The organism is Cellulomonas flavigena DSM 20109 (genome assembly GCF_000092865.1).
Taxonomy (GTDB): domain Bacteria; phylum Actinomycetota; class Actinomycetes; order Actinomycetales; family Cellulomonadaceae; genus Cellulomonas; species Cellulomonas flavigena.
The window spans coordinates 3,059,088-3,073,551 of the sequence record NC_014151.1 but is presented as its reverse complement, the minus strand read 5'-3'; the positions used below and the strand labels follow the sequence as shown (position 1 = coordinate 3,073,551).

Sequence of the window (14,464 nt, the reverse complement as noted above, 5' to 3'; positions counted from 1 at the left end):
CGCACGGACGGCGGCCGCGGGCCGCGGGTGCTTGAATGCACACGACGCGACGGCACACGGGGAGGCCCTGGCATGGAGGTGCGGGTGACCACCGAGGACGTCGGTGCGCGCACGGTCGTGCACGTCGGCGGCGAGATCGACGTGGCGTCGGCCGACCGCCTGCGCGAGCGCGTCGCCCACCTGCTCGCCGCGGGACGCACCGACCTGCTCGTCGACCTCACGGGCGTGACGTTCATGGACTCCACGGGGCTCGGCCTGCTCGTGGGCACGCTCAAGCGGGTGCGCCTGGCGGGTGGGCGCCTCGACCTCGTGGTCGACTCCGAGCGGCTGCTGAAGGTCTTCCGGATCACCGGCCTCACCGAGGTGTTCACGATCCACGAGACGCTGGACGCCGCGCTCGCGGGCTGACGTCCGACGCGCCCGTGGCGCCCGAGTGCTGGTCGGGTGCGACCTGCGTCACACCCCCCGCTAGACTCGCCCGGTCCGACGGCAACGAGGCCGCGCGGCGGGGCGCGTACAGGGGGTTCGCGCCGTGTGTGTCGAGGAGGATGCATGCAGCTCGGTGCCACGAGCATCACGATCGTCACGGCCATCGCCGTGATCGGACTGGCGGCCCTCGTGGTCGCCGCCGTGCTCCGTCGCCAGGTCCTGGCGGCCGGTGAGGGCACGGCCTCGATGCAACAGATCGCCCAGGCCGTCCAGGAAGGCGCCTCGGCGTACCTGAGTCGTCAGTTCCGCACGCTCGCGCTGTTCGCGGCCGTCGTCTGCGCCCTGCTGTTCCTGCTGCCGGGGGACAGCGGGGTCAAGCTCGGGCGCTCGATCTTCTTCCTCGTGGGCGCCGGGTTCTCCGCCGCGATCGGGTTCCTCGGCATGTGGCTGGCGACGCGCGCGAACGTGCGTGTCGCGGCGGCCGCCGACGGGCCCGACGGCCGGGCCGAGGGTGCGCGCATCGCGTTCCGCACCGGCGGCGTCGTCGGCATGGCCGTCGTCGGCCTCGGCCTGGTAGGCGCGGCGCTCGTCGTCCTGCTCTACCGCGGCGAGGCACCGGCGGTGCTCGAGGGCTTCGGCTTCGGCGCGGCGCTGCTCGCGATGTTCATGCGCGTCGGCGGCGGCATCTTCACCAAGGCCGCCGACGTGGGCGCGGACCTCGTGGGGAAGGTCGAGCAGAACATCCCCGAGGACGACCCGCGCAACGCCGCGACCATCGCGGACAACGTCGGCGACAACGTCGGCGACTGCGCGGGCATGGCCGCCGACCTGTTCGAGTCGTACGCCGTGACGCTCGTCGCCGCGCTCATCCTGGGCCGCGCGGCCTTCGGCGAGGAGGGCATGGTCTTCCCCCTCATCGTCACGGCGGTCGGTGCGCTCGTCGCGGCGCTCGGCGTCGCGATCACCCGGGTGCGCGGCACCGAGAGCGGGCTGGCGGCGATCAACCGCGGCTTCTACGTGTCGGCGCTCGTGGGTGTCGTCCTCGCGACGATCGCGGCGTACGCGTACCTGCCGTCGACGTTCGACTCGCTCACCGGCGGCACCGCCGGCCTCCAGGACCACGGCGGCGACCCCCGGCTGGTGGCGTCGGTCGCGGTGCTCATCGGGGTCGTCCTGGCAGGCGTCATCCTGTGGGTGACCGGCTACTTCACGGGCACGACGAGCAAGCCCACGCTGCACGTCGCGCGCACCACGCTCACGGGTGCGGCCACGGTCGTGCTGTCGGGCATCGGCGTGGGCTTCGAGTCGGCCGTGTACACCGCGGGCATCATCGCGGCCGCCATCTGCGGCGTGTTCCTCGTCGCCGGGGGCTCGGTGCCGCTCGCCCTGTTCCTCATCGCGCTCGCGGGCTGCGGCCTGCTCACCACCGTCGGCGTCATCGTCGCGATGGACACGTTCGGGCCCGTCAGCGACAACGCGCAGGGCATCGCGGAGATGTCGGGTGACGTGACGCCCGAGGGCGCGCAGATCCTCACGGACCTCGACGCGGTCGGCAACACCACGAAGGCCGTCACCAAGGGCATCGCCATCGCGACGGCCGTCCTCGCCGCGACCGCGCTGTTCGGCTCGTACGCCGACGCGGTGCGCACCGCGCTCGAGGGCGTCACCGGCGAGATCGGTGACGACCTCGTCGCCGCGATGCTGTCGTACGACATCATCAGCCCGGTCACGCTCGTCGGCGTGATCCTCGGCGGGGCGACGGTGTTCCTGTTCTCGGGCCTGGCCGTCGACGCCGTGACGCGCGCCGCGGGCGCCATCGTGTTCGAGGTGCGGCGTCAGTTCCGCGACCACCCGGGGATCATGACGGGCGAGGTGCGGCCCGAGTACGGCAAGGTCGTCGACATCTGCACGCGCGACTCCCTGCGTGAGCTCGCGACCCCCGGGCTCCTCGCCGCCTTCGCGCCCATCGCGGTCGGGTTCGGCCTCGGTGTCGGCCCGCTCGCCGGGTTCCTCGCCGGTGCCATCGGTGCGGGTGTCCTCATGGCGGTGTTCCTGGCCAACTCCGGCGGCACGTGGGACAACGCGAAGAAGATCATCGAGGACGGCAACTACGGCGGGAAGGGCTCGCCCGCGCACGCGGCGGCCGTCATCGGCGACACCGTCGGCGACCCGTTCAAGGACACCGCCGGCCCGGCGATCAACCCGCTCATCAAGGTGATGAACCTGGTGTCGGTGCTCATCGCGCCGGCCGTCGTCGTGGTGTCCGTCGGTGACGACGCCAACCACGTGGTGCGCCTGTCGATCGCGGTGGTCGCCACGGCGATCGCGTTCGGCGCGGTGATCGCCTCGCGCCTGCGGGCGGCGAAGGTCGACCGCGAGGGTCGCCTGGAGCACGAGGTCCAGCTCGTCGGCTGACGCCGGCCGGCACGAACGGGGCTGGATCGACCTCTCACGAGAGGCCGATCCGGCCCCGTCGTCGTCCCCACCCCGGGTGAGCCGTCGATCCGGCCCCGTCCTGGATCGCTGTCTCACGGCGGGACGATGGGCGAGACCGACCTCTCGCGGCCTGCGGGTGGGGCTGGATCGGCGTGTCGCGGACCGGGGGGTGGGGGTGGGTCAGCGGTGGAGGGGGTGGACGAGGATGACGGACTCGCCCTCCTCGTCGGTGACGAGCGTGGAGACGAGCGAGGCCCGGTCCGCGCTGCAGCCGACCGTGGCGAGCGTGGGCGGCAGGACGCCGATCGTGTCCTCGGCACTGCCGGGCGGGACGTCGACGTCCTCGTCGTCGGTCGTCGCCGTCGTCGTCACGTCGAGGTCCGAGGTGTCGACGTCGGACACCACGAGCTGGTCGCCGTCGAGCGACCACGTGCCCGTCAGCGTGCCGGTCGACCGGGACGACGACGTGAGCCGCTCGTCACCCGCGGTCAACGTCACGCCGGACGTCGAGTCGACCTCGACGCGGAGCACGCCGCCGTCGGCGAACTCGTACGTCGTGGTGCCGTCCACGACGACCTCGGCGCCCGCACCGGCCGCCGCCTGCAGGCCCTGCTGCATCGCCGCGAGGTCGAGCTGCCAGGTCCCGGCGAGGCACTCGGCCGACGCGCCGCCCTCGACCGGGGGCAGCGGGCTCGCAGCCGGCGCCGCGGGCGTGGCCGCGTCGGAGGTCGCGGCGCCCGGCGACGCGACCGGGCCGTCCGGGCGGTCCGGGTCGTCCGCGCCGCCCGTGCACGCCGCGAGCAGCAGCACGAGCACGGCCGCGCGCGCTGCCGACCCTCCGCGACGGCGGGGGAGCGGCGGGGCGGTCGGGGACGGGCGGGACGTGTGCTCCACCGGGGTCCTCTCGTCGTGCGGGTCCGGGTCCGGGCCACCGTACATTCCGGGACCCTGCGTCCACCCGTCGGGACGAGGGCCACGCGAGACCGGGCCCGGTGCGCCGATGCGCTGCGAGGAGCCGAGCGGGCCCGGTCCCGCGACGCGCCCGTCCCACGATGCGGACCGTGACGTCGGCCCGTGGGGTCGGTACGCTCACGCCCAGCCCGGGGGTCGACACGGAGGTCTGGCTTGAGCGCGCGCGACGTCGGCACCCTGCGGGTGATGACCTACAACCTCCGGGGCCTGCGGGAGGAGGTCGACGCGCTCGTCGACGTCGTCCGCGCCGCGCGCCCTGACGTGCTCGCGGTCCAGGAGCCGCCCCGGGGTCCGACGGGCCGCGCGCGGCTGCGGCGCTTCGCCGCCCGCACCGGCATGCGGGTCGCGGTCGGCGGCGGGGGAGCGCGCACGACGGCGCTCCTCGTCGTGCCGCACCGCAGCGTGCGCGGCGCTGCCGGGATCCGGCTGCCGTGGCGCCTGGGCCTGACGCGCCGCGGCGTCTCGACGGCCCTCGTCGACGGCGTGCGCGTGGTCGTCGTGCACCTGGGGTTGCGGGCCGCCGAGCGCAGCAGGCACGTCCAGCTCGTGAGGCGGCACCTGCTGCACGGCGACGACGGTCCGGTCGTGGTCGCGGGCGACCTCAACGAGCGCCCCGGCGGGTCGTCGTGGCTCGCGCTGCGGGACGCCGCCGGTGGACTGCAGGACGCCGCGAGCGTCGCCGAGGCGGACCTGCCGACGTTCCCCGCGGACGTGCCGCGCGTGCGGATCGACGCGGTGCTGGTCGACGAGCGGCTGCCCGTGCTCGGTGCGCGGGTGCCCGACGAGGCGGCCGTGGGCGTCGCGAGCGACCACCGCCCGCTCGTCGTCGACCTGCACCTGCCCGAGCCCTGACGCACCCGCGTCGCCCGGCCCGTCGACGCTCGTCCCCGCTCCCGCCTGCGACGATGGGTCCGTGAGCACGCCCCCGGCCCCCGTCGTCGTCCCCGAGCTCGTCGACGCCCTGCGCGCCGACCTCGCCGCCGCCGCGTACGGCGTCGAGCACGTCGACGACCTGCTCGGTGAGGTCGCAGTCGGGGCGCTGGGCCGCGGCGAGGCACTGCCGGCACTGCGGGCCACGGCCCCGGGGACCGCGGCCGGCGGCGACCCCGCGGCGGTGCTCGCACGCGCGTTCCTGCTCGGGGAGCCCGTGAGCGCCGCCGCGCTGGCTGCGGCCCTGCCGCGCACGGGCGTCGAGGGCGCCCGGCGGCTCGGCCTCGTCGACGGCACCCCGGTTGGCGACGTGCGGGCCGTCGTGGACCTGCGCCCCTACGCCGCGACCGACGGTGCCGGTGAGGCCGCCTGGTGGATCGCCTCCGACCTCGGTGAGCTCGTGACCGGTGCCGCGCTGCGCACGGACCACGTGCTCGGCGTCGGCGGCGCCTCGCTGACGCTCGCGCAGGCCACGGTCCGCGACCCGCGCGAGCGGGTCCTCGACCTCGGCACCGGCTGCGGCGTGCAGGCCCTGCACGCGAGCCGGCACGCGGCGCACGTCGTCGCCACGGACCTGTCGCCGCGCGCGCTGGCGTTCGCGCGGTTCACCACGGCGCTCGCGGGCCTGGGCCCGGACCGCGTGAGCCTGCGCGAGGGGTCGATGCTCGAGCCCGTCGCGGGCGAGACGTTCGACCTGGTCGTCAGCAACCCACCGTTCGTCATCACGCCGCGCGGCGCGGACGTGCCCGCGTACGACTACCGCGACGGCGGCCGGTCCGGCGACGACCTCGTGCGCGACCTCGTGACGGGCGTCGGCGACGTCCTCGCGCCGGGCGGCGTCGCGCAGCTGCTGGCCAACTGGGAGGTGCGCGACGGCGAGGAGTGGCACGAGCGCATCGGTGCGTGGGTCGACGCGTCCGGCCTCGACGCGTGGGTCGTGCTGCGTGACCAGCAGGACCCCGCGCAGTACGCCGAGACGTGGATCCGCGACGGCGGCACCACGCCCGCCGACCGCGCGACCTGGCACGCGCGGTACGGCGCGTGGCTCGACGACCTGGCGTCCCGCGACGTCGCGTCCGTCGGCTTCGGCGTCGTCACGCTGCGCAGGCCCGTCACGGGCCGCCCGACGCTGCGGCGCCTGGAGCAGCAGACCGGGCCGGTCCGCCAGCCGCTGGGTCCCGTGCTCGCGGCAGGTCTCGCAGCGCACGACGCGGTGACGGCGCTCCCCGACGACGCCCTGGCCGACCTGCGCCTCACGGTCGCGCCCGACGTCACCGAGGAGCGCTACCTGCAGCCCGGCGCGGCCGACCCGCGCGTCGTGCTGCTGCGCCAGGGCGGGGGGTTCGGACGTGCGGTGCAGGCCGGCACGGCGCTCGCGGCGTTCGTGGGTGCGTGCGACGGCGAGCTCACGGCGGGGCAGATCGTGGGTGCACTGGGCGCGCTGCTCGACGTCCCGGCCGGGGACGTGGCCGCCGACGTCCTCCCGACGGTCCGCGGCCTGCTCACCGACGGCCTGCTGCTCCTGCCCTGATACGCGGCGGCAGGGGGACGGGAGGTGGCCAGTACGCTCGGGGTGGTCGTGGACCGCGGCCGCGAGACGCACGGAGGGTCGATGGGGACGCAGGACACGGGGGTCACGCCCGCGGTGGCGGTGCTCGGCGGCGGCGTCATGGGCGGCACGCTCGTGGCGGCGCTGCGCGCGGGCGGGTGGCCGGGGGACCGGGTGACGGTGGCCGACCAGGACGCGTCCAAGGCCGATGCGCTCGCGCGGGAGCACGACGTGCGCGTCGCGGGCAACCGGGACGCGGTCGCCTCCGCCGACGTCGTGCTGCTGGCCGTGAAGCCGGACGTCGTGCCGGCGGCGCTCGCGGAGCTCGCGCCCGTGCTGCGGGACGGCGCGCTCGTCGTCAGCGTCGCCGCGGGCGTGCCCCTGCGCGTCTACGAGGACGCGCTGCCCGCCGGCACACCGGTGGTGCGGGTCATGCCGAACACGCCCGCGCTGATCGGCAAGGGCGCCAGCGGCATCGCGCCGGGTGCCGCCGCGGGTGACGAGCACCTCGCGCTCGTCGAGCGGGTGCTCGCGGCGACGGGCCTCGTGGTCCGCGTCGCGGAGAAGCACCTCGACGCGGTCACCGCGCTGTCCGGCTCCGGCCCGGCGTACGTGTTCTACGTGATCGACGCGCTCGCCGAGGCCGGGGTCCTGCTGGGCCTGCCACGCGACCTGGCCTCGCGGCTCGCGGTGGCCACCGTCGAGGGCTCGGCCGCGATGGTCGCGCGGACGGGCGACCACCCGGCGGTGCTGCGTGAGCGCGTCTCGTCGCCCGGTGGCACGACGGTCGCGGGCGTCGCGGCGCTCGACGCGCACGCCGTGCGCGCCGGCCTGGTCGCGGGTGTCCGTGCGGCCGCCGAGCGCTCGCGCGAGCTCGGCGCGAGCTGACCCGATGCCCGTCGATCCCCGGGCCCCCGCCGGGCCCGTCGCGCCGGCGTCGGGCCGCCCCCTGCGCTCCCGCGCGGGCCGGCCACCCGCCATGAACGACGTGGCCGCGCTCGCGGGCGTCAGCCACCAGACGGTCTCGCGCGTCCTCAACGAGCACCCGAGCGTGCGCCCGGCGACGCGCGAGCGCGTCCTCGAGGCCATCGCGACGCTCGGTTACCGGCCCAACCTCGCGGCGCGCGCGCTGGTGACGCGGCGCACCGGCACGCTCGGCGTCATCACGCCGGCGACCGCGCTGTTCGGCCCGACGAGCACGCTCGTCGCGTTCGAGCAGGCGGCGCGCGACGCGGGGTTCTACGTCTCCGTCGCGACGCTGCGCGCGTTCAGCGGCGACGAGGTGACGGCGGCGATCGAGCACTTCCTCGCGCAGGGTGTCGACGGTGTCGTCGTGGTCGCACCCAGCAGCGGCACGGTCGACGCGGTCGGCGGCGTGCACGTTCCCGTGCCGGTGGTGCTGGTGTCGTCGGTCCGCGAGGGCGTGGCCCTGCCGACGGTCGCGGTGGACCAGGTGGCGGGCGGTCGGCTCGCCACCGACCACCTGCTCGCGTCCGGTCGTGAGACGGTGCTGCACGTCGCCGGGCCGCAGGAGTGGTACGACGCCCGCGACCGCCTGCGCGGCTGGCGCGACGCGCTGGAGGGTGCGGGGCTCGCGGTGCCGGAGCACCGCGCCGGGGGGGTGGTCGGCTGCGGACGGGTACGCGGTGGGCGTCGCGCTGGTGCGCGAGGGGCTGCCGCCGGCGGTGTTCGCGGCCAACGACCAGCTCGCGCTCGGGCTGCTCGCGGCGTTCGCGCAGGCGGGCGTGCGGGTGCCCGAGGACGTCGCGGTGGTGGGGTTCGACGACGAGCCGGGCACGGCGTTCTACACGCCGCCGTTGACCACCGTGCGGCAGGACTTCGACGAGCTCGGGCGACGCGCGGTGCAGGCCGTGGTGGACGCGCTCGCGGGCGGTGAGCCGACGCAGGCGACGATCGCGCCGGAGATCGTCGTGCGTCGCTCGTCGGGTGCGCCGGGTGCGGTGCGCGACGGGTGACCGGGTAGCTGGCGTCCGCAGCATGTGATCGTTAACATCAGCGGTGCCGCGCCTCTCCGCGCGGCGGCTCGTGAGGACGACCTCGGGCGACGGGGCCCGGAGAGGGAGCAGCACGCGATGGTGCAGCAGCACGACGAGGACGCCCGCCGGGCCGCGGCGCGCGAGAGCATCGCGCAGGGCCGGGCCACGCTCGGCATCGAGCTCGGCTCGACCCGCATCAAGGCCGTCCTCGTGGGCGAGGACCACGTGCCGCTCGCGAGCGGCGGCCACGCGTGGGAGAACCAGTACGTCGACCGCACGTGGACGTACTCGCTCGACGCCGTGTGGGAGGGCCTGCGCGCCGCGGTCGCCGACCTGCTCGACGACGCCGAGCGGCGGCACGGCGTGCGCCCCACGTCGCTCGCCGCGATCGGTGTGTCCGCGATGATGCACGGCTACCTCGCGTTCGACGCGGACGACGAGCTGCTCGTGCCGTTCCGCACCTGGCGCAACACGTCCACCGGGCCTGCGGCGGCCGAGCTCACCGAGCTGCTCGGCTACAACGTGCCGTTGCGCTGGTCGGTCGCGCACCTGTACCAGGCGGTCCTCGACGCCGAGCCGCACGTCCCCGACGTCCGCTTCGTCACGACGCTCGCCGGGTACGTGCACTGGCGCCTGACGGGCCGCAGGGTCCTCGGCGTCGGCGACGCGTCCGGCATGTTCCCGGTCGACCCCGCCACGCGCGACTACGACGCCGACCTGCTCGCTCGCTTCGACGCGCACGTCGCGGACCGCCTGCCGGTCGAGCACCTCGCCGACCTGCTGCCGGACGTGCTCGTGGCGGGCCAGGAGGCGGGGACGCTCACCGCCGAGGGCGCGGCGCTGCTCGACCCGAGCGGCGCGCTGCGCGCGGGCACGCCGCTGTGCCCCCCGGAGGGTGACGCGGGCACGGGCATGGTCGCGACGGCGTCCGTCGCGCCGCGCACGGCCAACATCAGCGTCGGCACCAGCATCTTCGCGATGGTCGTGCTCGAGCAGCCGCTGGCCACCGTGCACCACGAGATCGACCTCGTGACGACGCCCGCCGGTGACCTGGTCGCGATGGTCCACTGCAACAACGGCGCGAGCGAGCTGGGGGAGTGGGCCGGCGTGTTCGGTCGCTTCGCCACCGCGCTCGGGTCCGACGCCGGCGCGGACGAGGTCTTCGGCGTGCTGCTGCGCGAGGCCCTCGAGGGCGAGGCGGACGGCGGCGGCCTGCTCGCGTACAACAACCTCTCCGGCGAGCCGGTGACGGGCCTCGACGAGGGGCGCCCGTTGGTCGTCCGCACGCCGGACAGCCGCCTGACGCTCGGCAACTTCGTCCGCACGCAGGTCTACGCGGCCTTCGGCGCCCTCAGCCTCGGCATGCGGATCCTCACGGCCGAGGGCGTCGAGGTCGACGCGATGTTCGCGCACGGCGGCCTGTTCCGTACCGCGGGCGTGGCGCAGCGGCTGCTCGCGGCCGCCGTCGACACGCCCGTGGCCGTCGGCCGCACCGCCGGTGAGGGCGGCGCCTGGGGCATCGCGGTGCTCGCGGGGTACCTCGCGAGCGGCGCGACGACCGACCTCGGGACGTACCTCACGGAACAGGTCTTCGCCGACGCCGAGCTCGACGTCGCGCAGCCCGACCCGGCCGACGTCGCCGGGTACGCCGCGTGGCTGGGGCGCTACGAGGCCGGCCTGGCCGTCGAGCGCGCCGCCACCGAGGCGCTCTGACCCCCGCGCTCGACGCGCACCCGGCGCCGTCCGCGCCGGACCACCCCGCCCGCCACCGCGGGCACCGACGCAGGAGGCCCCCGATGTCCACCACCCTCGACGCCTACGCGGCCGACGTGCGCGCGGCCGTCGCCGACGCCCGCGAGAAGGTCAGCGCGCTGCACGCCGAGCTGCCGCGCTGGGGCCTGGTCGTGTGGACCGCGGGCAACGTCTCGCAGCGCGTCGTCGTCGACCCCGCGGGCCCGAGCGAGCGCGACCTGCTCGTCATCAAGCCGTCGGGCGTGACCTACGACGAGCTGACCCCCGAGACGATGGTCGTCTGCGACCTGCAGGCGAACCTCGTGGACGGCGACCGTGCACCGTCGTCGGACACCGCCGCGCACGCGTACGTCTACACGCACCTGCCCCACGTGGGCGGCGTCGTGCACACGCACTCGACGTACGCGACGGCCTGGGCGGCGCGCGCCGAGCCGGTGCCGTGCGCGCTGACGATGATGGCCGACGAGTTCGGCGGCGACATCCCGGTCGGCCCGTTCGCGCTCATCGGTGACGACTCCATCGGGCGGGGCATCGTCGAGACGCTCCGCGGGTCGCGCAGCCCCGCGGTGCTCATGCGCAACCACGGCCCGTTCACCATCGGCAAGGACGCCACGGCCGCCGTCAAGGCCGCGGTGATGGTCGAGGAGGTCGCGCGCACCGTCCACATCAGCCGGCAGCTCGGCGAGCCGCTGCCGATCGCGCAGTCCGACATCGACTCGCTGTACGCCCGCTACCAGAACGTCTACGGCCAGCACTGATGCTGAGCAGGGAAGGAACCCCCATGAGCAAGGCCTACCCCGACCAGGAGATCTGGTTCCTCACCGGCTCGCAGGACCTCTACGGCGAGGAGACGCTGCGCCAGGTCGCCGCGCAGTCGCAGGAGGTCGCGGCCGCGCTCGACGCGTCGGGCGACGTGCCCGCGAAGGTCGTCTGGAAGCCCGTCCTCAAGGACTCCGACGCGATCCGCCGCGCGATGCTCGACGCGAACAGCGACGACCGCGTGCTCGGCGTGATCACGTGGATGCACACCTTCAGCCCCGCCAAGATGTGGATCACGGGCCTGGACCTGCTGCGCAAGCCGCTGCTGCACCTGCACACGCAGGCCAACGTCGAGCTGCCGTGGGACACCATCGACTTCGACTTCATGAACCTCAACCAGGCCGCGCACGGCGACCGCGAGTACGCGTACATCGCCACGCGCCTCGGCCTGGCCCGCACCACGGTGTCGGGGCACGTCTCGAACCCGGCCGTCACCGCGCGCATCGGGACGTGGGTGCGTGCCGCCGCCGGCTGGTGCGCCGCGCAGGACCTGCGCCTGGTGCGCTTCGGCGACAACATGCGCAACGTCGCGGTGACCGAGGGCGACAAGACCGAGGCGGAGATCCGCCTGGGCGTCTCGGTCAACACCTGGGGCGTCAACGACCTGGTCGCGGCAGTCGAGGCCGTGGACGACGCGCGCGTCGACGCCCTCGTGGCCGAGTACGAGGACCTGTACGACGTGGTGCCCGAGCTGCGCCGCGGCGGCGACCGCCACGAGTCGCTGCGCTACGCCGCGCGCCAGGAGATCGCGCTCGAGGGCTTCCTCACCGAGCGTGGTGCGAAGGCCTTCACGACGAACTTCGAGGACCTGGGCGACCTGCGCCAGCTCCCCGGTCTGGCCGTGCAGCGGCTCATGGCCCAGGGCTACGGGTTCGGCGCCGAGGGCGACTGGAAGACGGCCGTGCTCGTGCGCGTCGCCAAGGTCATGGGTGCCGGGCTGCCCGGCGGCGCCTCGCTCATGGAGGACTACACCTACGACCTCACCCCCGGCGCGGAGAAGATCCTCGGCGCGCACATGCTGGAGATCTGCCCGACCCTCACGACGTCGAAGCCCCGCGTGGAGATCCACCCGCTGGGCATCGGCGGCAAGGAGGACCCGGTCCGCATGGTGTTCGACACCGACGCCGGCCCGGGCGTCGTCGTCTCGCTGGCCGACATGCGCGAGCGGTTCCGCCTCACGGCCAACGTGGTGGACGTCGTCCCGCCGACGGCCGACCTGCCGCACCTGCCCGTCGCACGCGCCGTGTGGGAGCCGCGCCCGGACTTCACGACGTCGTCCGAGTGCTGGCTCACCGCCGGCGGTGCGCACCACACGGTGCTGACCACGGCCGTGGGTATCGAGGCGTGGGAGATCTTCGCCGAGCTGGCCCGCACCGAGCTGCTCGTGATCGACGAGTCCACCACGCGCCGCGGCTTCGCCGACCAGGTGCGCTGGAACCAGGTCTACTACCGGGTCGCGCAGGGCTTCTGACGGCTCGACGGCCCCACGACGGCGGGTGCCCGGCCACGGCCGGCGCCCGCCGTCGTCGCGCAGCGCACTCCCGCACCGCGCGCACCACGGGGTGCCGGGCGACCATGGACGGACCGGGGTGCCGGTCGCCGGGCGGGCCGGAGCACCACCCGGCGCAGGGGCGCCCGCGGGGGGCAGCATGTCGTGGCACCGTCCGTCCGGCCGGCACCGGGCCTGGCGCCGGGTGCGCGCGGCCGTGGTCGGCCCCGGGCTCGTCGTCGCCCTGCTCGCCACGACCGCACCCGGTGCGACACCCGACGCCTCTCCCTCCGCGCCCCCCGCCACGCCACGCGCGGCGGAGGACCAGCCGCTCGTCGGTGCCTTCGTGCCGCGCGAGCCGTACGCGACGACCGCGGAGGCAGCCGCGGCCTACGAGGAGGCGCTCGGCCGGCGGCTCGACGTGCAGCGTGTCTTCCTGCGCTGGGACGACCCGCTCGACGCCCCCGCGGTGGCGGGCGCCGTGGCCCGCGGGCGCATCCCCCTGGTGTCGGTGCTGCCGCAGCACCTGGACGGTCGTCGCCTCACGTGGGGGCAGATCGCGGCGGGCGAGGTGGACGAGCAGATCCGCACGCACGCCGCGCAGGCCGCGGCGCTCGGACCCGTGGTGTACCTGACGCTGCACCACGAGGCCGACATCGCGTCCCCGTCGTACGGCACGGCCGCGCAGTTCGTCGCCGCGTGGCGCCACTGGGTGCAGGTGATGCGCTCGGAGGGCGTGACGAACGCGCTGTGGACCTGGGTCACCTCGCCCGTGGCGGTGAGCCGCCCGCGCAGCGACCCCGGTGGGGGCGGCTTCTACCCCGGTGACGACGTCGTCGACCGCATCGGGGCCGACGTGTACAACTGGGCGGCCTGCCGCACGAGCGTGCCGCCGGAGTGGCGGTCGCTGGCGACGGCCACCCAGGGCCTGCGGGAGTTCGCCGCCGTGCACGGCAAGCCGGCGGTGCTGCCCGAGTGGGGTTCGGTCGAGGACGCCGCGGACCCCGGGCGGCGCGCCCGCTGGCTGCGCGAGGCGTTCGCGTACCTGAGGTCGTGGCCCCAGCTCGAGGCCGCGGTGTACTTCGACACCGTGGGGACGTGCGACTGGCGGCTCGCCCCGTCGCCCGCGGCGACCGCCGCGTTCCGCGAGGCCGCGCGGGACGTGCGCGCGCGGCCGAGCGCGTGGCTGTCCGCGCCGCGCGCCGCGGTGCCCTCGACGTCCCCGGTGACCTTCGACCTCGCCGCGAGCACGGGTACGGGGGCGGCGCCGGGCACCGGCGTGGCCGCGTGGACCCTCGACCACGGCGACGGGACGACGTCCGCGGGCGTCGGCCACCCTGCCGAGCCCGTCCGGCACGGGTACGCGCCCGGCACCTGGACCGCGACCCTCACCGTCACGGACGCCACGGGGGCCACCGCCGTCGACCGTGCGACCGTGCGCGTCGCCGCGGCACCTCGCGTCGTCGGCACGCTGGCGCACGGCCTGACGTCGACATCCGTGGGCCTGCGGGCGTGGGTCGACACCGGCGGACCGGTCGGTGGCGCGCGCTTCGCATGGCGCAGCGAGGCGGGCACGGAGGGGGTGCACCTCGTGCCGCTCGTGGCGCGCCACGGCACGCAGCAGGTCGACGCCGCCGTCGAGGGTCTGCGGCCCGGGACGCGCTACACGTGGGACGTCACGGCCGTCACCGAGGCGGAGACCACCCGGGCGGGCTGGTTCCACACGCCCGGCCCGCCGACGGTGCGTCCGCTGCCGGCGACGAGCGTGACGCGCACGGGGGCGCGCGTCGAGCTGCGCGTGCACCCCCACGGCGTCGGGACGGTCGCGTGGGTCGAGCACGGGACCACGCTGCCGGGGGCCCGCACGGCCACCCTCGACCTCGGCTCCGCCACGTACGAGCGTGCCGCGCAGGTGGCGCTGACGGACCTGGCCCCCGGCACGGCGTACCGGTTCCGCGTGGTGGCGCACAGCTCCCTCGGGCAGGTGGAGGGCCCGGTGCAGACGTTCACGACACGCCCCTGACCGCGGTGCGAACGGGTGACCGCGGACTGCCGCGAACGGGGCGAAACGGTCGCTGACGTGCGACTTCA

General features: G+C 75.6%; 10 protein-coding genes and 1 pseudogene. 10 read left to right on the top strand and 1 reads right to left on the bottom strand.

What is annotated here, in order from left to right:
- The first annotated feature begins 84 nt into the window (after window positions 1-84).
- A complete protein-coding gene (locus CFLA_RS13955; RefSeq protein WP_425358342.1) occupies window positions 85-408 on the top strand; it encodes an STAS domain-containing protein in 324 nt (107 codons plus the stop codon).
- A 144-nt stretch (window positions 409-552) separates the two neighbouring features.
- Window positions 553-2,844, top strand: a complete 2,292-nt coding sequence (locus tag CFLA_RS13950; protein ID WP_013117977.1) for a sodium-translocating pyrophosphatase — start codon at window positions 553-555, stop codon at window positions 2,842-2,844.
- A gap of 201 nt (window positions 2,845-3,045) precedes the next feature.
- On the opposite strand, the gene CFLA_RS13945 is transcribed toward CFLA_RS13950, so the two are convergent.
- Entirely contained in the window at window positions 3,046-3,804 is a 759-nt protein-coding gene (locus CFLA_RS13945) for a hypothetical protein (RefSeq protein WP_013117976.1), read from the bottom strand.
- 186 nt (window positions 3,805-3,990) lie between these two features.
- On the opposite strand from CFLA_RS13945, the gene CFLA_RS13940 reads away from it, so the two are divergent.
- From CFLA_RS13940 to CFLA_RS13905, 8 genes and pseudogenes are all read left to right on the top strand, one after another.
- Entirely contained in the window at window positions 3,991-4,689 is a 699-nt protein-coding gene (locus CFLA_RS13940; RefSeq protein ID WP_013117975.1) for an endonuclease/exonuclease/phosphatase family protein, read from the top strand.
- Window positions 4,690-4,750: 61 nt separating this feature from the next.
- On the top strand, window positions 4,751-6,298 hold the full coding sequence (locus CFLA_RS13935; protein WP_013117974.1) for a DUF7059 domain-containing protein: 1,548 nt from the start codon (window positions 4,751-4,753) through the stop codon (window positions 6,296-6,298).
- A gap of 81 nt (window positions 6,299-6,379) precedes the next feature.
- Window positions 6,380-7,204, top strand: a complete 825-nt coding sequence (gene proC, locus CFLA_RS13930; protein WP_013117973.1) for a pyrroline-5-carboxylate reductase — start codon at window positions 6,380-6,382, stop codon at window positions 7,202-7,204.
- 91 nt (window positions 7,205-7,295) lie between these two features.
- Window positions 7,296-8,292: pseudogene (locus CFLA_RS21295) on the top strand (LacI family DNA-binding transcriptional regulator).
- 117 nt (window positions 8,293-8,409) lie between these two features.
- Window positions 8,410-10,026 (top strand): xylulokinase, encoded by a 1,617-nt coding sequence (locus CFLA_RS13920; RefSeq protein ID WP_013117972.1) that lies wholly within the window; start codon window positions 8,410-8,412, stop codon window positions 10,024-10,026.
- 83 nt (window positions 10,027-10,109) lie between these two features.
- Window positions 10,110-10,823 (top strand): L-ribulose-5-phosphate 4-epimerase, encoded by a 714-nt coding sequence (locus tag CFLA_RS13915; RefSeq protein ID WP_013117971.1) that lies wholly within the window; start codon window positions 10,110-10,112, stop codon window positions 10,821-10,823.
- 23 nt (window positions 10,824-10,846) lie between these two features.
- Complete coding sequence (araA, locus tag CFLA_RS13910) at window positions 10,847-12,355, top strand: L-arabinose isomerase (protein WP_013117970.1); 1,509 nt, start codon at window positions 10,847-10,849, stop codon at window positions 12,353-12,355.
- Window positions 12,356-12,533: 178 nt separating this feature from the next.
- Window positions 12,534-14,396 carry a PKD domain-containing protein gene (locus CFLA_RS13905; RefSeq protein WP_013117969.1) on the top strand — a complete coding sequence of 621 codons (1,863 nt, stop codon included), beginning with the start codon at window positions 12,534-12,536 and terminating at the stop codon, window positions 14,394-14,396.
- The last annotated feature ends 68 nt before the right edge of the window (window positions 14,397-14,464 follow it).

What these genes read in the sequence shown, in the direction of transcription:
- CFLA_RS13950 (WP_013117977.1), top strand. Translation starts at nt 553, where the DNA reads ATGCAGCTCGGTGCCACGAGCATCACGATCGTCACGGCCATCGCCGTG.
- CFLA_RS13945 (WP_013117976.1), bottom strand. Translation starts at nt 3,804, where the DNA reads ATGTACGGTGGCCCGGACCCGGACCCGCACGACGAGAGGACCCCGGTG.
- proC (WP_013117973.1), top strand. Translation starts at nt 6,380, where the DNA reads ATGGGGACGCAGGACACGGGGGTCACGCCCGCGGTGGCGGTGCTCGGC.
- CFLA_RS13920 (WP_013117972.1), top strand. Translation starts at nt 8,410, where the DNA reads ATGGTGCAGCAGCACGACGAGGACGCCCGCCGGGCCGCGGCGCGCGAG.
- CFLA_RS13915 (WP_013117971.1), top strand. Translation starts at nt 10,110, where the DNA reads ATGTCCACCACCCTCGACGCCTACGCGGCCGACGTGCGCGCGGCCGTC.
- araA (WP_013117970.1), top strand. Translation starts at nt 10,847, where the DNA reads ATGAGCAAGGCCTACCCCGACCAGGAGATCTGGTTCCTCACCGGCTCG.
- CFLA_RS13905 (WP_013117969.1), top strand. Translation starts at nt 12,534, where the DNA reads ATGTCGTGGCACCGTCCGTCCGGCCGGCACCGGGCCTGGCGCCGGGTG.